Genomic DNA, 20,033 nt, shown 5'->3' with positions numbered 1-20,033 from the left:
GCCTAATCTTGCCGGGGTTCGGTAAGTGCTTCGGCCACGGCCCTGTCGAAAACCTCCGCCTGATCGGGACGCAGAACTGCTCGCATGGCGAAAACGTGGCTCAACGTGGCCTTTTGAAGTTCGCCCATGGCCATGTGCGAACGATCGACCGCGCGTTCGACGGCGGGGCCATATTCGTGTTCGTTGGCAACCGCTTCGGCAAGATCGCGGTTGGCGTTGGCCAGTTCGGCGTCAAGCGCCTCTCGCCGTTGGGCAAAGTTCGTTTCCAACACGTGGATCTGTTTTTCCTGCGCCGGGTCGAGATCAACTTCCTCGTGCATGATGGCGTGAAGCCGCCCGCCGCCATCGGTCGTGCCGACCGGCAGGCTGCGCCCGATCCATAGTGCGGCGAGCGCCGCCAGCACGGCAACGACCGCGATCAGCAGGTAACGCGACAGGTTGCGCATCAATCGTTGAGAAGGTGCGAGGGGGCCGAAGCTGGCATGGCCAGAAGCGGTTCGGCCGCGGCCGGCGCGCCGCCATCAATGCCGAGCGAAAGACCAAGGAAGCCCGCAATCCCGATTGCCAACACCATCCCGCGACGGGAAAATTGGCGCTCGCCATATGCGCCTAGCCCTTTCATGACCGGGCCGTCGATTGTGGCGAGCTGCGCCGGCAGGCCTTCGTCATTCAGGGCCGCAAGCATGGTGTCGATGTCGTGCATGGATCCAAATCCCTTTCGCTGCCGAACACAGCCGGATACTCCGTCTTATACGCAAGGGTTGGCGAAATCCCTCAATTTCAAAAAACCGCGCAAAGCCGCAACCGAATTTATTCGGCGAAGCGGTTTTTAGGCGAGGGATGCCTTGCTCACATGCGTATTCGATGTAGCTGCCTGCCCCGACCAGTGGCTCGACGATGTTCAAAAAGGAATCCAGATGAAAGCCCTTTTCGCCCCTCTCGCCATTCTTGCCGCGCTTGCCCTCCCCGCTTCGGCGATGGCGCACCCCAAGCTGGTTGCCGCCACGCCCGCCAAGGAAGCGACCGTTAGCAAGCCGACCAAGCTTACCCTGACGTTTTCAGAAGAGCTCGTAGCGCCGCTATCCGGCATCGACCTGACTATGACCGGCATGCCCGGCATGGCCAATCACAAGCCGATGCCGGTGAAGGGTTTCCAGACGAAGGTCGTCGGCAAGACGATGACCATCATGCTGCCCCGTGCGCTCCCTGCCGGAAGCTACAGCCTTAAGTGGCACGTCGTCGCAGCGGACCAGCACCGCATCGAAGGCGGACACAGCTTCACCGTCCGCTAAGCGCATCCGGATCAGGCCCGCATGACCGATACAGCAGCAATCGTTGCGCGATTTGCGCTCCTGCTCCTGTCACTTGGGCTTGCGGGCCTTCCCCTCTACTTGCGCCTTGCCGGTCAGCGATCGATTTCTCGCGGGCTGGGCCTGGCCTTGGGCATAGGCTCCGTGCTGGCGGCGCTGGCCAGCGTATGGTGGGCTGCGGCAACGGTTGCCGGGATGGCCGCAATGCCGATCGCCGATCTGGATTGGCCCACGTTGCAGGCGGTTCTGGCGGCCACGCCGCTCGGCTCGGTCCTTGCCGTCAGGCTGGCCGGATTGGCAGCCTTTGTCGTCGCCCTCATCGTTGCTCCTCGTACCGACCTCCTTGCCGGCATCGCTGCGCTGGTGCTGATCTCCGGCGCCTGGACCGGCCACGCCGGTGCAGCGGAAGGTGATCTCGGCACGTTTCAGCGCCTGTCGGACGGTTTGCATTTGCTGGCTGCGGCGATCTGGTTTGGTGCCTTGATCGTATTCCTGGCATCTCTGGGTGGGCGGATCGACACGCGACCGATAATCCATCGCCTCGAACGATTTGCGCGAACCGGCACGATTATCGTGCTTGTCCTTGTCGTCACGGGAACGGCCAACGCGATCCTGATTGCGCGTTCTGGCTGGGAACCTATGAGCGGCTGGTCGTTGATGCTGGCCGCAAAAATCGCTCTTTTTGCAGCAATGCTTGGATTTGCCGGCCTCAACCGCTGGAAACTGACTCCGGAACTCGCAGCGCAATTGCCAGGAGCGGAAGGCAGGCTTCGGACATCGCTAATTCTGGAAACCGGAAGCGCCATTGCCATCTTCGGCTTGGTCGCGGCACTGGGCCTGCGCGATCCGGCCGGACTCTAACGCGTTCCTTGCCCATCTCAACTTCACTTTTGTCCAGCGCGAAATCGATGCGCATGCCAAAAATTCGGCTATGAACTTTCAAGCAAACCGCTAGCCTCGTCCCAAACAACTGGGAGAGCCGAGAATGTTCGTGAAATTCACCGCCACCGACCGGGTGCCCGCCATCGTGAATGCCGCGTCGGTGACGTTTATTACGCCGGTCGAGGAAGGCACGCGCATCCGCTTCGGCGAAAACCGCAGCATCACCGTGATCGAACCGATGGACGAAGTGTGGACAAGGCTCGATCACACCGGACAGCTTCCGCAACAATAGCCGAGACGTTCTAATCTTTCCTGTGCCCGGCCATGGCGAATTTGGCCGGGCATACATGAAAATAGATCGATCGGCCGGAGATCCTGCCCGCGGGAAGCACTTCGATCGAATTGATGATTGCTTCCCTGATGACCGGCTAATCCGATGCGAGCGGTGCATTCTGCTTGACGGGGCTACGAAATGGATCCGGGCAACCCTTGTTTGGCCTCTCGCCTTGTCCCCGACACGCAAACAAGGCATTCTCCGCGATGGTCGATGGAGAACGAGCAATGTCTGGCAGGGCCTTTTTCATGATTGGCAGCGGGCTTCTCGCCATATCCCTACCCGCTCCGGCGCTGGCGCAGGACGCTGCGGAGACGGCGGCAATCCTGTCGGGCTCCAGCCAGACCGGCGGGGCGCAACGATCGCTTGGCAATTCCATCGTGCGCAGCGTCAATCGCGCCAGCAATGCGATTGCCGCGACACGGCCCGCACCGCGCCAGAATGCAAGGCGGGCACAAGGCGGCTCGGTTAGTTTCGGAGGGACCTTGCCGGCCGATGTCGACGTACTCGAAGGAACGGACGCGGCGACCTACAAACTTGGTAATGGTTCATCAATCCGAACGACGGGGCGGATCAACTCTGGCGTCGGCACGGCGTGCGTCGCCAATTGCGCAGCTGAAAACCAAGAATGACACGTCGGATTCGACGCGCAATCAGCTAACCCAATTCCTGATTCAGCAAACCGGTCGAAAGGCGGGTTTGTCGATGACGACTTCGGCGCGCGGGACGACACAGTTGATAGATGCGCGCCTCACTTCCTTTGCGATCTGATGCACATCGCCGCGATTCAGTGGTCGCTTGAAGCGCAATCCCACGGCTTCGCCCAACCGGCTCCAGCGCACTTCCGCAATCAGGGTTCGGGTTTTGCCAAAGGTCACCTCAACCTCCTCGGTGCGGCGAAAGCGGAGGCGCGGCGATCTTAGCGCGCATCCCTCTGCCGAAATATCGGAGACGGTCGCGCGTTGGGAAAGACCGGGACCCGATCTGACCTGACACGGCGCGTAAAGCGCAAGGCGTTCTTCCTGGCGGCACTGCATGCCGTAATTCCTTCCAACGTTTTCAGCGGGCACACCATCACGGATCGGGTCAACGGTTACAATTTTGGTAACCATGTCCGCGCGCCCCTGTCCCGGCATCGGACACCTACCGGGAACAGGCGAGCAGGCGGTCAGTTGGAAGGACGACGGAAGAGCTGAAAAACAAAGGAGAAGAGCCGTGAATGGTGTCAATCCACTGATCTGGGTCCTAATCGCGGTCTTCGTGATTGCAGCCGTCCTGGTCTGGTATCTCGCTGCGCGCCGCCGCACCGCAAATCTTCGCGACAAGTTTGGCGACGAATATGACCGGACGGTTGAAACCGTCGGACATGCTGGCAAGGCGGAAGCCGCACTCGAAGAACGCGAACGCCGCGTCGCCAGTCTCGACATTCGCCCGCTTTCCGCCACTCAACGCGATGAATATTCAAGCGAATGGCATGATGTGAAGGCGGTTTTCGTTGAAAGTCCGGCAGAAGCAGTGCTGCACGCCGATCGGCTGCTGGCCAAGGTCATGAAGACCAAGGGCTATCCCATGGCTGATTTCGACCGCCGCCACGAAGACCTGACGGTCGGCCACGCTGAGGTTGCGCGCCATTATATGGCCGGACACGAAATCGCAGATCGTCAGTCGCACGGACAGGCATCCACCGAAGACCTGCGTCAAGCCATGATCCATTACGAAGCGCTTTTCGACGAACTCGTTTCCGACGTTGCACAGCCCGAGGATCAGGTTGTCCACGCCGATCCGGTGATATCGCGCCCGATCCCTTCGGATCACGATATCGCGCAGCCAAAACCCATTTCGCGGGTCGAACACCTCGACCGCGGGTAAAAATCACGGCGGTCAGTAGCCGGTGTAACGTCCCGGCTTGTGATAGGCGATAAGGATGCCGCTGACCGCCGCCACGCTCAAAACGGAATAGATCGCAAGCTCCGACGGGATCGCCACGATTGCTACGATGATGATAGCGGCATCCAGCACGAAGCTCATCCAGCCGACGCTCCAGCCCATTTTCTTTTGCAGCCAGATCGACAGGATAGTAACGCCGCCGACGCCCGCCTTGTGCCGCAACATCGCGAGGATTCCTGCGCCCGATGCGGTGCCGCCGGCAAGGGCGGCAAAGGCGGGATGGACGCTATCGATCTCTACCGACAGCCGAGTGATCGCGACGGAGATGGACACCAAGGTCACCGCGGCCACCGATTTCACGAAGAAATCCCGGCCAAGCGCGCTCCATGCCAGGATGAAGAACGGCATGTTGAGCAGCCAGAATGCGGCATCGACGGTGATAGGAAAGAGATAGGAAACAAGGAGCGCAACGCCGCCCATGCCGGCCGTGACGATTCCGCTCGCCTTCATCAGGGTAAGTCCGATCGCCATGAGGACCGAACCTGTGGCCAGACCGTAGATGTCTTCGGCAAGACTGTGCGGGCGCGGTTGCGGAAACGTAGCCTCTTCGACCACCCTGTCGATCTTCTCGTCTTCCATCCCGCGCCGCTAGCTCAGCAAGGGGAAGCTTACAAGCGCGTCAACCTTCCTATTGGGTGAGCTGGACGATCGGTTCGCGCAGTCCTTCATAGGGATCTGCATAAACCTCGTCCGCTTGCTGTCTTGCGGCGATCTTCCGCTCAAGCTGGCGAACGGCGGGCGCGTGCTCGTCCCGCCAAGGCAACGTATCGTGATCGCAAATCTCGAATTCCATCTGCCTGCTCCCAAGTCGGTTATGACTTGGAAATACAGGACGATAGCTTCGGTTCCCGGCACGGCGGCAAAGCGAAATCGCGCCGCGCCGGGACGAGGGAAAGCGATTAGATATGAACCGCCCGGCCATAGGCGGCGAGCACGCTTTCATGCATGGATTCGCTGATCGTGGGATGCGGGAACACGGTCTGCATCAATTCAGCTTCGGTAGTCTCCAGCGTCTTGCCCACGACGAAGCCCTGGATCATTTCGGTGACTTCTGCGCCAATCATATGCGCGCCCAGCAGTTCGCCGGTCTTGGCGTCGAACACCGTCTTCACGAACCCTTCGGGCTCGCCCAGCGCGATGGCCTTGCCGTTCCCGATGAAGGGGAACGTGCCGGCCTTCACCTCGTAACCGGCCTCCTTCGCCTTTTCCTCGGTCATGCCGACGCTGGCGATCTGCGGATGGCAATATGTGCAGCCTGGAATGTTGTTGCGATCCAGCCCGTGCGGGTGAACCTCCTTGTTGCCAAGCTCCTGCGCGATCGCTTCGGCAGCGGACACGCCTTCGTGGCTCGCCTTGTGCGCCAGCCACGGGCCGGGCGTGCAATCGCCGATGGCCCACAGGCCCTTGACCCCGGTGCGCCCCAGATCGTCGATCTGAATAAATCCACGATCCAGCTTTGCGCCGACCGCCTCCAGCCCGATATTCTCGGTATTAGGCACGATGCCGACGGCAGAGATGACGTGGCTGAATTCATGCTCGGCGACCTTGCCGTCCTTACCCTTGATCTTGGCTTTCACGCCCTTGCCCGATGCATCGATCGCCTCGACGCCCGCGCCCGTCATGATTGTCATGCCTTGCTTCGTCAGCGCCTTTTCAAGGAAGGCGGAGACGTCCTTGTCCTCGACCGGAACGATCCGATCCAGCATTTCGACCACGGTCACGTCCGCGCCAAGATCGTTGTAGAAACTGGCGAATTCGATGCCGATGGCGCCCGATCCCATGACCAACAGCTTGGTCGGCATTTCCTTGGGCGTCATGGCATGGCGATAAGTCCACACCTTGTCGCCGTCGGCTTTGGCGAACGGAAGCTCGCGGGCACGCGCGCCGGTGGCGACGATGACATGCTTGGCGCTGATCGTCTCGGCGCCGTCCTTGCCCTTGACCTCGATGCTGGTCGCGGACTTCAGCGTCCCCTCTCCCATGTGCACCGTGATCTTGTTCTTCTTCATCAGGTGCGTAACACCTTTGTTCAGCTGCGAAGCGACGCCGCGGCTGCGCTTGACCACCGCCTCAAGGTCCGCGCTGATCTCCTTGGCGGCGAGGCCATAATCGCTCGCGTGCTGCATGAAGTGGTACACTTCGGCCGAACGCAACAGCGCCTTGGTCGGGATGCAGCCCCAGTTGAGGCAAATCCCGCCGAGCAGCTCGCGTTCGACGATCGCGGTCTTGAGCCCCAACTGTGCCGCGCGGATCGCCGCGACATAGCCGCCGGGTCCCGAACCCAGCACGATCACGTCATAGCTTGCCGACATCTTAAAGCTCCTGCCCAGTATTCAGCGCCGGGCGGTTTCTCACCGCGCGCGGGCGCCCTGTTTCATCAATGACCACGAAAGTGAAGATGCCTGCGCACACTTCTTTCGTCGCCTCACCGTTACGTTCGCGCGAAATGCCGCGCACCTCGATATTCAGAGAGGTATTACCCTCCCGGACGATCTCGGCGTAGATCGACAATTCGTCGCCCACATCCATCTTACCCGGAAACCGGAAGTCCGTGGCGCCGATAACGACAGCCGTGCCGTGCCCATGACGTGAGGCAATCGATCCTGCCCCCAACGCCATCTGGCTCATCAACCAGCCGCCGAACACGCCGCCATAAGGGTTGGTGTCGGCCGGCATGGCGGTGACCCGGATGACGGGATCGACCGTCGCCATCGACATCAGGCGAGCAGCCCCATCGGCTTTTCGATCAGGTCCTTGAACACCTTCATCAGTTGTGCGCCGTCCGCACCGTCGATGGCGCGGTGGTCGAAGCTGCCCGTGGCCGACATCACGCTGGCGATCTGAAGCGTGTCTTCGATGACATAGGGCCGCTTTTCGCCCGCGCCGATGGCCATGATCATGCCTTGGGGCGGGTTGATGACCGCTTCGAACTGCTTGATCCCGTACATGCCCATGTTCGACAGGCTGGCCGTGCCGCCCATGAATTCGTGCGGCTGCAATTTGCCTTCGCGCGCGCGTCCGGCAAGATCCTTCATCTCGGTCGCGATCTTCGACACCGTCTTGTCGCCCGCATCGACAATAATTGGCGTGATAAGGCCCGCCGGAATCGACACGGCGACCGAAATGTCGGCGCGGCTGAAGCTGAGCAACTGGTCGCCCGCAAACTGCACGTTGCAGCTGGGCACCGCGACCAACGACTTGGCCAGAGCCTTGATCAGCAGGTCGTTGACCGACAGCTTCACGCCGCTGCTGGCAAGGCTATCGTTCAGTTCGGCGCGAAGTTTGAGCAACGCATCCAGCCGGATATCGACGGTCAGGTAGATGTGCGGAACCTGTTGTTTCGATTCCGTCAGGCGGCGCGCAATGGTCTTGCGCATGCTCGACAGTTTTTCCGCCGTGTGCGGAATGCCGAAATCCTGCGCGGCGGCCGGCGTTGCGGGAGTAGCCGCCGCGGCGGGTTTCGCGGCGGCGGATGCCTTTGCACCGTCGATGTCAGCCTTGACGATCCTGCCGTGCGGGCCGCTACCCTTGATCGCAGTCAGGTCGATGTTGCGCGACGTTGCGATACGGCGAGCGAGCGGGGATGCGATCACGCGCTCGCCACCGGCTGCAGGCGTGCTCGCTGCAACTGATGTCGCAGGCTCGCTCTTCACCGGGGCAGCTTCGGCTGTGGCTTCGGTCTTTTGCTCAGCGACAGGTGCATTCTCAGCAACAGGCGCCTTTTCAACTACAGGGGTCGGCGCGGAAGACACTTGCGAAGGGTCTTCACCCTCTTCGGCCAGAGTTGCGATGATCGTGCCGACCTTCACGTTTTCCGTACCTGCATCGACGGCGATGTCGGCCACGATGCCTTCGTCGATGGCTTCGAATTCCATCGTCGCCTTGTCCGTCTCGATCTCGGCGATGATATCGCCCGGTTCGATCTTGTCGCCTTTCTTGACCAGCCATTTGGCCAGCGTGCCCTCCTCCATGGTTGGAGAGAGAGCGGGCATCTTGAGTTGGATCGCCATCGATATCCTTAGGTGTCGCGAGGAAGCTTTTAGTACGTGGCGGTTTTGCGCAGCAAGGGCGGGCGGGTCAAGTCGGGTGAGCCTGCTTTTTCTTGCTAAATGATGAACCATCGCGCAACGATCGGACGGTGACGACACTGCAAGAACACAAGCCATGACGATGCGCGTCTATCTGGTCATCATGGATGAGACGCCGGAAGCTCGCGTTGCCTTGCGTTTTGCATCGCGCCGCGCGGCGAAAACCAACGGTGCCGTGCACATCATCGCTCTCGTCCCCAAGCAGCAGTTCGTGGCGTTCGGCGGCGTTCAGGCTACGATCGAGGCCGAGGCAAAAAGTCGTGCCGAAGTGCTGGTGATGGCGGCCGCCGGCAACCTCCTCAACGAAAGCGGCCGGATGCCTGCGATCTCGGTGAAGGTTGGCGACGGGGCCAAGGTCGTAGCCGATTACCTCGTCGAACATGGCGAAGTGGCGGCGCTGGTGCTGGGTGCGGCTGCCGAAGGCGCACCGGGGCCACTGGTGGCGCATTTTGCGGGCCAGCGTGCGGGACAGTTGCCCTGTCCGCTGATGATCATCCCCGGTGGGCTGAGCGACGAACAGATCGACGCGCTCAGCTGACGCGTCAGCGTTTGCTGCCCTTGTGCCGGATATTGCCCGGCCTGCCCCGCTTGCCCTGAATGAAACCGGTCTTGTCCTGACGGTTGGGCTTTGGCTTCACATGGGGCCTGCCGCCGCGCGGTTCGATGCGACCTTCGTACTCTGGCGGTTCGAATTTCAGCGCGCCGGTCAGCGGATTAGCCTCGGCCAATCGCAGCTTTAGCCGGTCGCCCGAACGATATTCGGTCCCGCTACGCTCTCCGCGCAGGACTTGCGCGCGTTCGTCATAGTTGAAGCGTTCGTCGCCCAGGATCGAAACCGGAACCAGCCCGTCGCCGCCAAAGCCGAGGATGGTCGCAAACAGGCCGAATTTCTGAACGCCGGTGACGCGCGTGTCGAATGTTTCGCCGACTTTCCCCGACAACCATGCGGCGACATAGCGGTCGATGGTGTCGCGTTCCGCTGACATGGCACGACGTTCGGTCTGGCTGATCGCTTCGGTAACGCGGTCAAGCGAACCGCGGTCGCGATCCGACAGGCCGGATGTGGCGGGGATGACGTGATCGGCTGGACGCGGTTGTTCGAGGCCATAGGCATCGACCAGCGCGCGGTGGACCAGAAGGTCGGAATAGCGCCGGATCGGCGAGGTGAAGTGAGCGTAAGAACCCAGCGCAAGGCCGAAGTGCCCCGCGTTGCGCGGACCGTAATAGGCCTGCGTCTGGCTGCGCAGAACCTGCTCCATGATCAGGGCCTTTTCGGCCTCGTCGGCGACATCCTTGATCAGGCGGTTGAACAGCCCCGGGGTGATGACCTGACCCAGCGCCAACTTGCGATCCATCGTCGCAAGATAGTCCTTGAGCGCCATCAGCTTTTCGCGGCTCGGCGGCTCGTGGACGCGATAGACGACGGGCGCGGCCTTGGCTTCCAGCGCCTTGGCCGCAGCAACATTGGCGGCGATCATGTATTCTTCGACCACCCGATGCGCGTCCAGCCGTTCGCGCACGGCGACTTCGGTGATGCGGCCCTTTTCGTCCAACATCACGCGCCGTTCCGGCAGGTCCAGCTCCAGTGGATCGCGCGCGATCCGCGCGGCGTGAAGTGTTTTCCAGCAAGCCCACAGATGCTTCAGATGTTCGGCGGCACTGTCGTCGTCGATGCGGGCCTGCGCGTCTTCGTAAGCCAGCACCTCGGCGATCTGGACGATGGCGCGGGTAAAGCGCCAGTCCTTCACCCGGCCTTCTGCATCGATGGTCATGTGGCACGCCATTGCCGCCCTCGCCTCGCCCTCGCCCAGCGAACAGACGTCGGCGGAAAGCACCTCGGGCAACATCGGCACGACGCGGTCGGGGAAATAGACGGAGTTGCCGCGCTTCCTCGCCTCTCGGTCGACGGCGGAACCGGGACGGACGTAGAACGACACGTCGGCAATGGCGACCAGCGCCTTCCAGCCGCCCTTGTTCGCCCGATCGTCGTCGGGCGCGGCCCAGATCGCGTCATCGTGATCGCGCGCGTCGGCGGGATCAATGGCAACGATCGGCAATGCGCGAAGGTCTTCGCGCCGGTCCTCGCTCAACGGAAGCTTGGCCGCGGCATCGGCTTCGTCCAGCGCTTCGGGCAGGAATTCGTGCGGGATGCCATATTTGTGGATCGCGATCAGCGAATAAGACCGCGGCGCCAACGGATCGCCCAGCACCTGAACGACCTTCACCCCTGCGCGCGGCGATTTGCTGGCAGGCTCGGAAAGGACCAGCTGGCCCTTCACCGCGCCGCCAAGATCGGCGATGGGCATCGACGAACGGATCGATTTGTCGATGGGGGCAAGCCAGCCTTTTCCGGTGCCGTCGATCTCGACGATGCCCATCAGCGATTCGTGCGCCTGCGGCAGCTTTTTCATCGGGTGACCGATCCAGCCCGTGCCGGTCTCTTCGGTGCGAGCAAGCACGCGATCGCCGCGACGAAGGGCAGGCATCGCACCATGCGTTGCCCGGCCCTTGCCCTGTCCCTTGGCGCGCCCCTTGCCCTCGATCAGGCGGATGCGCGGCGGGGGGATTGCGTCATCGGGTTGCCAGCTGTCGGGAATGCCGATGGCCTCGCCCTCGTCGATGTCGACAACACGCAGCACGGTTACCTTCGGCACCCCGCCCATGCGGTGGAAAGCACGCCGGTCACCATCGATCAAGCCTTCGTCGGCCATGTCGCGCAACAGCGCTTTCAGCGCGATCTTTTCCTGACCGGACAGGCCGAACGCACGCGAAATCTCGCGCTTGCCAGCGGGGGTTTCGGAATTGCGGATGAATTCCATCACCTGCTCTTTGTTGGGCAGGCCGTGTGGACGCTTCGTCGGTTTGGGCATGTCAGTCATGTGAGCGCGCGGGCGCGCTTGCGCAAGGTGCAACGGCGTTTGCCGCGTTCGTTACCGAATAACCGTGCCCGAACTAATCCAGACGATTGGATTGCCCCACGCGTATCACGCCGCTAGATCGTTTCATAAATTACCAAACAGAGGATTCCATCCGCGATGTCGATGAAGTATCTCGCCGCATCTTTGCTGGCTGCCACGATGCTGGCCGCCCCCGCCGCTGCCGCAGAGGGCAAGGCTTCGCCTATCGCCGCAGATTTGCTGGCGCAGCCCGGCGGCCCCGGACCGATCGCGAAGCGTTGTGACGATTATATCGCCGGATTTGAAAAGCAGTTCACTGCATTGGCCAAGAAAACCGGCCCGGCGACCGTTGGTTCGACTTTGGCGAGCTACGATGCGATCGTCGACCTGTTGCAGTCCGGATCGGGCGAATTCGCGCTTTATCGTGAAGTCATGAACACGGCCGAGGAACGCGCCGCTGCATCGACCTGCGAAGTGCGGATCGAAGAGGCGGACAGCCGGCTGAGCCTTTCGCGCCCCGTCTTTGATCGGTTGAGCGCAATCGACGCCAGCGGTGCCGACACCGAAACGCGGAACTACCTCGCCAAGACCTTGCGCGATTACAAGCTGGGCGGCGTGGCGCTCGACGCGGACAAGCGCGCGAAGGTCAAAGCGCTCAACGACGAAATTTCGAAGCTGGGCGCCGAATTCGATCGCAACATCGCGGAAAGCACGGGTTCGATCAAGGCGTTGCCGTCCGAACTGAACGGCCTGCCCGCCGACTTTATTGCCGCCCACCCGCCGGGTCCCGATGGGCTGATCACGCTGACCACGGATTACCCAGACTATGTCCCGGTGCGATCCTATGCCGACAACGACGCGCTGCGCGAACGGCTTTCGCGCGTGTACAATTCTCGCGCCTATCCCCAAAACAACGAAGTCCTGAAGCAGCTGTTCGCCAAGCGGCAGGAGCTGGCTGAAGTGATGGGCTATCCCGATTTCGCCAGCAAGATGCTGCAGGACCGAATGGTCGATACTCCGGAAAAGGTGAAGGCCCTGCTCGACGGGATGGTCGAAGCCGCACTTCCCGCCGCCAAGGCCGACTATGCGCGCAAGCAGGCCTTGCTTGACGAATTGCGCCCCGGAAAACAGCTGTTCCGCAGCTTCGACAATGTCTGGCTTGGCGAGAAGGTAAAGGAGCGCGACTACGACCTCGATCCGCAGGAACTGCGCAGCTATCTGACTTATGACAACACCCGGCAGGGCGTATTCGACTTGACGGAGCGCCTGTTCGGGGTGCAGGTCACGCCGTGGGACACCCCGCTTTGGCACGAAGACGCAGAAGCTTACGAGATTTCGGAAAACGGCAAGGTCATCGGCCGGTTCTTCCTCGACAGTCACCCGCGTGAGGGCAAGTACAAGCACGGCAATGCCATCCCGCTGCGTGCGGCCATTGTCGGCGAATCGATCCCGATGGCCGCGCTGGTCATGAACCTGCCCCAGGGCGGATACGACACGGGGCTGATGACGCACGATTCGGTAAAGACATTCTTCCACGAATTCGGCCACCTGCTGCACATGCTGTTCGGCAAGACGAACTATGCCGGGACCAACATGATGAGCGTGGAGTGGGACTTCGTCGAAGCGCCGTCCCAGATGCTCGAGGAATGGATGTTCGACTACGATACGCTCGCCACCTTTGCGAAGAACGAAAAGGGCGAAGTCATCCCGCGCGAACTGGTCGCCAAAATGAACAAGGCGCGCAATTTCGACCAAGGCGCATGGTTCGACCGTCAACTTGCACTGTCGAACGCCTCGCTCGCCTATCACCGAGCACCATTGAGCGACGATATCGACGCGACCTATCGTGAAAAGATGGAGGAATACGACCTCAACGGCGTGCCCGACAACGTCCACGCACCGGCTGCATGGGGTCATCTGAACGGCTATGCGGCAGGCTATTACACATACATGTGGTCGAATGCCGTTGCACTCGACCTGTTCACACGGTTCAAGGCGGCCGGGCTTGGCGATGTAGCCACGGCGCGCGCCTATCGCGAACTCGTCCTCGCGCCCGGGGGGTCGAAGCCTGCTGCCGACCTGGTGAACGATTTCCTCGGTCGCCCGGTCACGCTGGACGCCTACCGCGCCAAGATGGCCGAAGCCGCCGAAGCGAAGTGAGAACGGAAATGGCCGACTTCGTATCGAGCGACACGTTGCGCGCCCGTTTCAGCGCCGCGATGTCGGCGATGTACCGCACGGAGGTGCCGCTATATGCGGACCTGCTTGCCATTGTCGCAGATGTGAACGCCCGCACCGCACCCGATCTGGCCAGCCGGGACAATGCCCGCATTTCGGAAGAACGGCACGGTGCGATCCGGGTCGGCACGGGTGAGGAACTGGCGCAGATGCGGCGGTTCTTCGCGGTGCTAGGGATGGTGCCGGTCGGCTATTACGACCTGGCCCAGGCGGGACTGCCGGTCCATTCAACCGCCTTCCGTCCGGTTACGCAGGCGGCGCTTTCGGCCAATCCGTTTCGCATGTTCTGCTCGCTGTTGAGGCTGGACCTGATCGCCGACGCGGACTTGCGCGACAGCGCGGCGCAGGCGCTGGCCTCGCGCCGAATCTGTTCCGAACGCCTGCTCGATCTCGTCGCCAAGGCAGAGGCGGACGGCGGGTTGGATGAGGGCGACGCCTCGGTCTTTCTTGCCGAAGGGCTGGATGTGTTTCGCTGGCACGCGGAATCTAGGGTGAAGGAAGCGGAATATCTGCGACTGCGGGCGCAGCATCCGCTGATCGCGGACATCGTCTGTTTCAAGGGGCCGCACATCAATCACCTGACCCCGCGTACGCTCGACATCGATGCGACGCAGGCAGAAATGCGCGCGCGCGGGATCGACGCGAAAGACAGGATCGAAGGGCCGCCGCGCCGTCAATGCCCGATCCTGCTGCGCCAGACGAGCTTCAAGGCTCTGTCTGAACCCATCCGCTTCGCCGGCGGCGAAGGCGGTTCGCATACTGCCCGTTTCGGGGAAATCGAACAGCGCGGCGCGGCACTGACGCCAAAGGGTCGCGCGCTCTACGATCGCTGCCTTGCCGATGTATCGGATGTGGCGGACGATTACGATGCCAACCTTGCGGCGGCTTTCGCACCCTTCCCTGACGACTGGAACACGTTGCGATCCGAAGCTCTTGCCTATTTCCGCGATAGCGATACGGGTCCAGAACCGCTGGTGTGGGAAGATTTTCTACCGGTCAGCGCGGCCGGCATCTTCCGATCGAATCTTGGCGACGGAGCACGCGACGAAGTCGTGACCAGCGGCAGCCAGGCGCAATTCGAAACTGCGCTTGGCATACCGGTGGCCGACATGTTTGCGCTTTACGCGGCTCAGACGGACGAACCCTCCGCCACCTGAATCGCGAGGTTTAGCGCGATCGATCCTTAATACGATCTGCCTACGTAGATCGTCTCGACCGAATCCTCGCCAGTGAAGAAGCAGGCCGCCTCGGGTCTGTCTTCGCCTATGGGCGTGTTGCGGATCGTCAGCTTCAGCGCTTTGAGCTTTTCGACCACAGCATCAAGTGCGGCGCCGGTCGGGCGCGACCATGCAATCTTTACCCAGCCCGGCTTGTCCGATCCGTCGAAATAAGCAGTGAGCCCGTCGAAATCCACGATGTCGGCGCGGATGTTCTCATCGCGGCGCTGCTTCGCCTGTTCGAACAGGGTGGTCTGGATATCTTCCAGCATACCCGCGGCGCAGAACAGGAAATCGTCCCGCTCCTGAAATTCGAAGTCGGGCTTGCCGTCTTCGCGCCACATGCGGTCGCGGCGCAGCACTGCGACCTTTCCGTTTTCCATGTCGCGGGGGCCGACCTCGACGATGATCGGCGCGCCCTTGCGCACCCAGTCCCATCGTTTTTGCGCAACCTTGCCCGGTTTGCTGTCGAGCAGCACGCGAACAGGCTCGCGAAAAGCATCGTGATCGGTCAACGTCATGCGTATCTTTTCGCAGTAATCGAGGATCTCGGCATCGCCGTCCTTGTCGCGCAGCATCGGCAGGATCACGATCTGATGCGGCGCGATCCGCGGCGGCACGCGCAGCCCGTCATCGTCGCCATGGACCATGATGACCCCGCCGATCATACGGGTCGACACGCCCCAGCTGGTCGTATGGCAGAGCGCCTGCTGGCCGTTCTGATCCTGGTAACGAATGTCCGCCGCCTCTGCGAAACCGGTGCCGAGATAGTGCGACGTACCTGCCTGCAGCGCCTTGCCGTCCTGCATCATCGCCTCGATCGAATATGTCGCGACGGCGCCGGGGAAACGCTCGTTCTCCGGCTTTTCACCCGCGATAACCGGCATCGCGAGCACGTCTTCGGCAAAGCTGCGGTAAACCTCGAGCATCTTCAGCGTCTCGACCATCGCATCGTCCCTGTCGGCGTGGGCTGTATGCCCTTCCTGCCACAGGAATTCGCTCGTGCGCAGAAACATCCGGGTGCGCATTTCCCAGCGCACGACGTTGGCCCACTGGTTGATCAAAAGGGGCAGGTCGCGCCACGACTGCACCCAGCGGCTCATGGCCTGACCGATCACGGTTTCCGACGTGGGCCGCACGACCAGCGGTTCTTCCAGCTTGGCTTCGGGATCGACGACAAGCGTGCCGTTTTCCGACTTCAGACGATGATGGGTGACGACCGCCATTTCCTTGGCGAAGCCTTCAACGTGCTCCGCCTCCTTGGCAAAGAACGACAGCGGGATGAACAGCGGAAAATAGCAATTTTCGTGTCCGGTCGCCTTGATCGCGTCGTCCAGTACGCGCTGGATGCGTTCCCAGATGCCGTAGCCCCACGGCTTGATCACCATGCAACCGCGGACCCCCGATTCTTCGGCCATGTCCGCCTGGGCGATCACGGCCTGGTACCATGCGGCAAAGTCGGCTTCACGGGTGACATCGAGTGCGTGGCGGATATTGGAGTTCGACAAGGTTGCTCTGCCTTGAAAAAAGATTGGGGTTGGGTGGATAGTGCTTGCCGTGGCCCTAACGCAATCGGGGCAGCCACTGGCCGCCCCGTTCACCGGACGCCCGGCCCCTATGCGGGGTGGGCCCACTTGCCAAGCGCGATGCTATTTGGCGAGCTTGTCCAGCTGTTGCTTCATTTCCGCCATCTGCTTGCGCAGCGCGTCGATATCGCCGTCCTTCTTTTCCAGCTCCGTCGAAGCGTCGGCCGACACTCCCGACGATCCGCCTGTCGACGATCCGCCTGTCGAAGATCCCGTCGCGCCGGGGCTGCCCGCCATGAAAGCTTCGGTCGCGGCTTGGAACATCGCCATATTCTGCTGCGCCAGCTTGGCGAGCGGATTGGTGCCTATGCTGTCCTCGAGCGCCTTGCGCATCTTCAGCTGGTTTTCGCGGAAATGCTGCATCGACATTTCGAGATAGTGCGGGATCATCGACTGCATCGAATTGCCGTACATGCCGATGAGATCGCGCAGGAAACTGACCGGCAGCATGTGCGAGCCGCCCGCCGCTTCTTCGTCCATGATAATCTGTGTAAGAATCTGATGCGTGATATCGGCGCCGCTCTTGGCGTCGATGACCTGAAAATCGACGCCATTGCGCGTCATTCCGGCAAGATGATCCAGCGTAATATAGCTGGAGGAATCGGTGTTGTAGAGACGCCGGTTCGCGTATTTCTTGATGATGATCAAATCATCGGATTTTTCGGAATCAGCCACAGAAACCCGCGCCTCCTCTTACCGCAGCTTTAGTGCTGCATGTTTGCTGCAACCGCTATTAGCACATGCACAATCGCACGGCCAAGCGATTACCGGCGCAATCTAGGACCTATCGACGTCAATAATTCATATTGGGTTAGACCGGTCCGTTTTGCGGCCACCGGCAAGTCGTAATCGGCCCCGATCCAGTCACCTTCGCCAAGGTGCGGCGCAGCAGAAAGGTCGATTACAGTCATGTCCATCGACACTAGACCCAATACCGGCAGTTCCGCTTCGCCATCCCTGAAAACGCCGACATCGCTCCAGCACCGAAGGTATCCGTCGGCATAGCCAAGCGCGACGATGCCAATCCGCAAGTCGCGTGTTGCGCGATAGGTCGCGCCGTAGCCGACCGTTTCTCCCGCCGGCACATCGCGCACCTGAATGATGGCCGCTTCCGGGAAAGCGACCTGCCGGATCGCACTGGCCATTTCTGGGCGGGGTACTCCGCCATAAAGCGCGATGCCGGGGCGGGTCATGTCAAAGGCGAATGCAGCGCCCAACGCAATTCCTGCGCTGTTGGCAAGGCTGGTCCGGCGGTGCGGGACTTGCGCGATCACGGCCGCAAACGACGCCCGCTGCCGCTCGTTCATCGCGCTATCCTCATCCGCACAAGCCAGATGCGACATCAACACGTCGACATCGAGCCCCTGCACCATCGGATCGCCAAGCTGTTCGGGGCGCAGGCCGAGCCGGTTCATCCCGGTATCGACCATCAGATCGCACCGGCCACCACCGGTTTCCTGCCACAGACCAGCCTGCCGCATGCTGTTCAGCACCGGACGAACGCCGATGGCGCGGGCGTAAGCGCAATCTTCGACGCTCGACGGGCCGTGCAGGACACCGATGCCCGACGGATCGACAAAAGCAGCAGCGCCCGCCACCTCAGCCCAATGCGCGACGTAAAAATCCCGGCACCCAGCCTGCAGCAAGGCGGGCATCGCGCGTTCTATCCCGACGCCATAGGCATCCGCCTTCACCGCCGCGGCAGTCTTTGCAGGCCCACTCATCGCATCGAGCGCGCGCCAGTTGTCAGCGATCGCGTCGCCTTCGACGCGCAGCCGCAAGGACGGCGGAGGTGGAACCGCTTGTTCGCCGAATTTGCATGTATCGGTCATCAGGCGTTCGAAATGTCGTCCTCGAAATCGCGCGGTGGCCCGGGTTTCAGACCCCATGCGGTGACGACCAGACCGAATGCGACAAATATCCAAGTGTACCACAAACCGGCATAGGCATTGCCTGTTCGCGCGACGATATAACTGGCGATAAGCGGCAGGAAGCCGCCGAAATAGCCAGCCCCAAAGTGATAGGGGATCGACATCGAGCTGTAGCGAATGCGGGTCGGAAACATCTCGGTCAACAGCGCCGCAACGGGTCCGTAATTCGCAGCCGACAGGAAGCCGAGGACCAGCAGCAAGCCAATGATGCCGATCACGTTGATGAACGGCGGCGTCTGTTTGGCAAAGGTATAGCCGTCGCGCGCAAGCTCTCCCTCGATCAGCGCCTTGCGGGCCGCGCCGTCGCCAAAGTCGGTCGCGGCATAATCGATCGTGCGCCCGCCGATGTCCATCGACAGGGCATCCGCCGCTGTGACGTCATAGGGCACGCCCGCGCCGATCAAAGTTTCCAGCAACTTGCCACATTGCGTTTGTTCCTGTCCCAGCAAGTCGCCAAACGGATTGTAGGTGCAATTCGGCCCCGCGACTGTAACCGGCGCATGGCGCGATGATGCCACCAATTGCGGATTGGCGAGCGCGCCGATCCCCCACATGACCGGAAACAGCAGGACGAGGATGGCGATGTTGCCCCAGACGATCGGCTTCTTCCGTCCCACCCGGTCAGACAGTCGTCCGATGTAGATATAGAACCCCATGCTGAGCAATGCCGCGATCAGTAGCATCATTTCGACCGTGAAATCGTCGACACGCATCGGCCCCTTCAGGAACGATAGGGTCGAGAAGAACGCGGTATACCAGATCGTCGTCAACCCCGCCGCCACGCCGAGTGCGACGAAAATGCGCTTCAGGTTGCCGGGATAGGTAAAGCTTTCGACAAAGGGATTGCCCGAAGTCTCGCCAGCTTCCTTCATGGCTTTGAAAACCGGACTTTCCGACAGCTTCAACCGCATCCACAATGATCCCGCGAGCAGCAGCAGGGACAAAAGAAACGGAACGCGCCAGCCCCATGCGGCAAAGTCGTCGGCGGGGATCAGCCAGCGGCAAACCAGGACGACGACTATCGACAGCACGAAGCCGCCGACGACGCTCGCCTGGATGAACGAAGTGAAAAATCCGCGCCTTTCTGCCGGCGCATGTTCGGCGACATAGATTGCCGCGCCGCCATATTCCCCGCCCAACGCAAGGCCTTGGAGGATGCGCAAGACGATCACGATCAGCGGCGCGACAAGTCCGATGTTTTCCGCCGATGGCACCAGCCCGACCCCTGCCGTGGCGACCCCCATCAATGTCACGGTGACGAGAAACGTGTACTTGCGCCCCAGCTTGTCGCCAAGATATCCGAACAGGATCGCGCCAAGCGGCCGGAAACCGAAACCGATCGCGAACCCGGCCCATACCAGCAAGGTTTGCAGGATCGCGTTTTCGCCGGGAAAGAAGGCCGCGCCGATAAGCGCAGACAGCGTGCCGTAGATGAAAAAATCGTACCATTCGAAAATGGTGCCGACCGACGATGCACCGACGACAAGCCGAATCTCGGCAGCCGTCATCTCGCGCTCTTCACCCGCGCCGGTCGCGATCTCTGCCATCGCCGCTCACTCCCGCCATCTCTTGAAAGAAATGCCTTTGAACGTTTGCAACCCGA

The 20,033-nt window shown here is 61.4% G+C and carries 21 protein-coding genes; 8 read left to right on the top strand and 13 right to left on the bottom strand.

Annotated elements, in window-relative coordinates; genetic code table 11:
* Positions 1 to 2: 2 nt before the first annotated feature.
* Both EKN06_RS02730 and EKN06_RS02725 read right to left on the bottom strand, forming a co-directional pair.
* The gene (locus EKN06_RS02730; RefSeq protein ID WP_127611325.1) at positions 3 to 446 is read right to left on the bottom strand and encodes a periplasmic heavy metal sensor; all 444 of its coding nucleotides are present in this window, start codon (positions 444 to 446) and stop codon (positions 3 to 5) included.
* Positions 446 to 703 (bottom strand): hypothetical protein, encoded by a 258-nt coding sequence (locus EKN06_RS02725; protein WP_127611324.1) that lies wholly within the window; start codon positions 701 to 703, stop codon positions 446 to 448. The genes EKN06_RS02730 and EKN06_RS02725 overlap by 1 nt, the downstream gene beginning before the upstream one ends.
* Positions 704 to 917: 214 nt before the next feature.
* Between EKN06_RS02725 and copC the strand changes: the two genes are divergently transcribed.
* From copC to EKN06_RS02705, 4 genes are all read left to right on the top strand, one after another.
* The gene (copC, locus tag EKN06_RS02720; RefSeq protein ID WP_127611323.1) at positions 918 to 1,292 is read left to right on the top strand and encodes a copper homeostasis periplasmic binding protein CopC; all 375 of its coding nucleotides are present in this window, start codon (positions 918 to 920) and stop codon (positions 1,290 to 1,292) included.
* A gap of 21 nt (positions 1,293 to 1,313) precedes the next feature.
* Positions 1,314 to 2,171: a copper homeostasis membrane protein CopD gene (gene copD, locus EKN06_RS02715; protein ID WP_164843909.1), complete on the top strand. Its 858-nt coding sequence runs from the start codon at positions 1,314 to 1,316 to the stop codon at positions 2,169 to 2,171.
* 124 nt (positions 2,172 to 2,295) lie between these two features.
* Complete coding sequence (locus EKN06_RS02710) at positions 2,296 to 2,484, top strand: hypothetical protein (RefSeq protein ID WP_127611322.1); 189 nt, start codon at positions 2,296 to 2,298, stop codon at positions 2,482 to 2,484.
* A 269-nt stretch (positions 2,485 to 2,753) separates the two neighbouring features.
* Positions 2,754 to 3,158, top strand: coding sequence for a hypothetical protein (locus EKN06_RS02705; RefSeq protein ID WP_127611321.1), 405 nt, complete (start codon positions 2,754 to 2,756; stop codon positions 3,156 to 3,158).
* Between the two features lie 42 nt (positions 3,159 to 3,200).
* On the opposite strand, the gene EKN06_RS02700 is transcribed toward EKN06_RS02705, so the two are convergent.
* On the bottom strand, positions 3,201 to 3,662 hold the full coding sequence (locus EKN06_RS02700; RefSeq protein ID WP_127611320.1) for a PilZ domain-containing protein: 462 nt from the start codon (positions 3,660 to 3,662) through the stop codon (positions 3,201 to 3,203).
* 79 nt (positions 3,663 to 3,741) lie between these two features.
* Between EKN06_RS02700 and EKN06_RS02695 the strand changes: the two genes are divergently transcribed.
* Positions 3,742 to 4,395 carry a hypothetical protein gene (locus EKN06_RS02695; protein WP_205693795.1) on the top strand — a complete coding sequence of 218 codons (654 nt, stop codon included), beginning with the start codon at positions 3,742 to 3,744 and terminating at the stop codon, positions 4,393 to 4,395.
* 12 nt (positions 4,396 to 4,407) lie between these two features.
* Here EKN06_RS02695 and EKN06_RS02690 read toward each other — a convergent pair whose 3' ends face one another.
* The 5 genes from EKN06_RS02690 to EKN06_RS02675 all read right to left on the bottom strand — a co-directional run bounded on the left by EKN06_RS02690 (position 4,408) and on the right by EKN06_RS02675 (position 8,483).
* Positions 4,408 to 5,052: a YitT family protein gene (locus tag EKN06_RS02690; RefSeq protein WP_127611319.1), complete on the bottom strand. Its 645-nt coding sequence runs from the start codon at positions 5,050 to 5,052 to the stop codon at positions 4,408 to 4,410.
* A 49-nt stretch (positions 5,053 to 5,101) separates the two neighbouring features.
* The gene (locus EKN06_RS15555; protein WP_164843908.1) at positions 5,102 to 5,266 is read right to left on the bottom strand and encodes a hypothetical protein; all 165 of its coding nucleotides are present in this window, start codon (positions 5,264 to 5,266) and stop codon (positions 5,102 to 5,104) included.
* Between the two features lie 106 nt (positions 5,267 to 5,372).
* Positions 5,373 to 6,785 (bottom strand): dihydrolipoyl dehydrogenase, encoded by a 1,413-nt coding sequence (lpdA, locus tag EKN06_RS02685; RefSeq protein ID WP_127611318.1) that lies wholly within the window; start codon positions 6,783 to 6,785, stop codon positions 5,373 to 5,375.
* Position 6,786: 1 nt separating this feature from the next.
* Positions 6,787 to 7,185, bottom strand: coding sequence for an acyl-CoA thioesterase (locus tag EKN06_RS02680; RefSeq protein ID WP_240654566.1), 399 nt, complete (start codon positions 7,183 to 7,185; stop codon positions 6,787 to 6,789).
* A 5-nt stretch (positions 7,186 to 7,190) separates the two neighbouring features.
* Complete coding sequence (locus tag EKN06_RS02675; protein ID WP_127611317.1) at positions 7,191 to 8,483, bottom strand: pyruvate dehydrogenase complex dihydrolipoamide acetyltransferase; 1,293 nt, start codon at positions 8,481 to 8,483, stop codon at positions 7,191 to 7,193.
* Between the two features lie 160 nt (positions 8,484 to 8,643).
* On the opposite strand from EKN06_RS02675, the gene EKN06_RS02670 reads away from it, so the two are divergent.
* Positions 8,644 to 9,099 (top strand): universal stress protein, encoded by a 456-nt coding sequence (locus EKN06_RS02670; RefSeq protein ID WP_127611950.1) that lies wholly within the window; start codon positions 8,644 to 8,646, stop codon positions 9,097 to 9,099.
* 4 nt (positions 9,100 to 9,103) lie between these two features.
* On the opposite strand, the gene EKN06_RS02665 is transcribed toward EKN06_RS02670, so the two are convergent.
* Positions 9,104 to 11,431, bottom strand: a complete 2,328-nt coding sequence (locus tag EKN06_RS02665; protein WP_205693824.1) for a ribonuclease R family protein — start codon at positions 11,429 to 11,431, stop codon at positions 9,104 to 9,106.
* 165 nt (positions 11,432 to 11,596) lie between these two features.
* Between EKN06_RS02665 and EKN06_RS02660 the strand changes: the two genes are divergently transcribed.
* The gene (locus EKN06_RS02660) at positions 11,597 to 13,618 is read left to right on the top strand and encodes a M3 family metallopeptidase (RefSeq protein ID WP_127611315.1); all 2,022 of its coding nucleotides are present in this window, start codon (positions 11,597 to 11,599) and stop codon (positions 13,616 to 13,618) included.
* Between the two features lie 8 nt (positions 13,619 to 13,626).
* Positions 13,627 to 14,853 carry a VOC family protein gene (locus tag EKN06_RS02655; RefSeq protein WP_127611314.1) on the top strand — a complete coding sequence of 409 codons (1,227 nt, stop codon included), beginning with the start codon at positions 13,627 to 13,629 and terminating at the stop codon, positions 14,851 to 14,853.
* Positions 14,854 to 14,879: 26 nt separating this feature from the next.
* On the opposite strand, the gene proS is transcribed toward EKN06_RS02655, so the two are convergent.
* The 4 genes from proS to EKN06_RS02635 form a co-directional block, all read right to left on the bottom strand.
* Positions 14,880 to 16,421, bottom strand: coding sequence for a proline--tRNA ligase (gene proS / locus EKN06_RS02650; RefSeq protein WP_127611313.1), 1,542 nt, complete (start codon positions 16,419 to 16,421; stop codon positions 14,880 to 14,882).
* 141 nt (positions 16,422 to 16,562) lie between these two features.
* Positions 16,563 to 17,174 carry a polyhydroxyalkanoate synthesis repressor PhaR gene (gene phaR, locus EKN06_RS02645; RefSeq protein WP_127611312.1) on the bottom strand — a complete coding sequence of 204 codons (612 nt, stop codon included), beginning with the start codon at positions 17,172 to 17,174 and terminating at the stop codon, positions 16,563 to 16,565.
* 89 nt (positions 17,175 to 17,263) lie between these two features.
* A complete protein-coding gene (alr, locus tag EKN06_RS02640; RefSeq protein ID WP_127611311.1) occupies positions 17,264 to 18,331 on the bottom strand; it encodes an alanine racemase in 1,068 nt (355 codons plus the stop codon).
* Positions 18,331 to 19,977: an MFS transporter gene (locus tag EKN06_RS02635; RefSeq protein WP_127611310.1), complete on the bottom strand. Its 1,647-nt coding sequence runs from the start codon at positions 19,975 to 19,977 to the stop codon at positions 18,331 to 18,333. Before EKN06_RS02635 ends, alr begins: the two co-directional genes overlap by 1 nt.
* Between the last annotated feature and the right edge of the window lie 56 nt (positions 19,978 to 20,033).

This window comes from Croceicoccus ponticola (assembly GCF_004004515.1).
Classification (GTDB): Bacteria; Pseudomonadota; Alphaproteobacteria; order Sphingomonadales; family Sphingomonadaceae; genus Croceicoccus; species Croceicoccus ponticola.
Note: the sequence above shows the minus strand (reverse complement) of the source record. Positions and strands in the feature narration are given on the sequence as shown.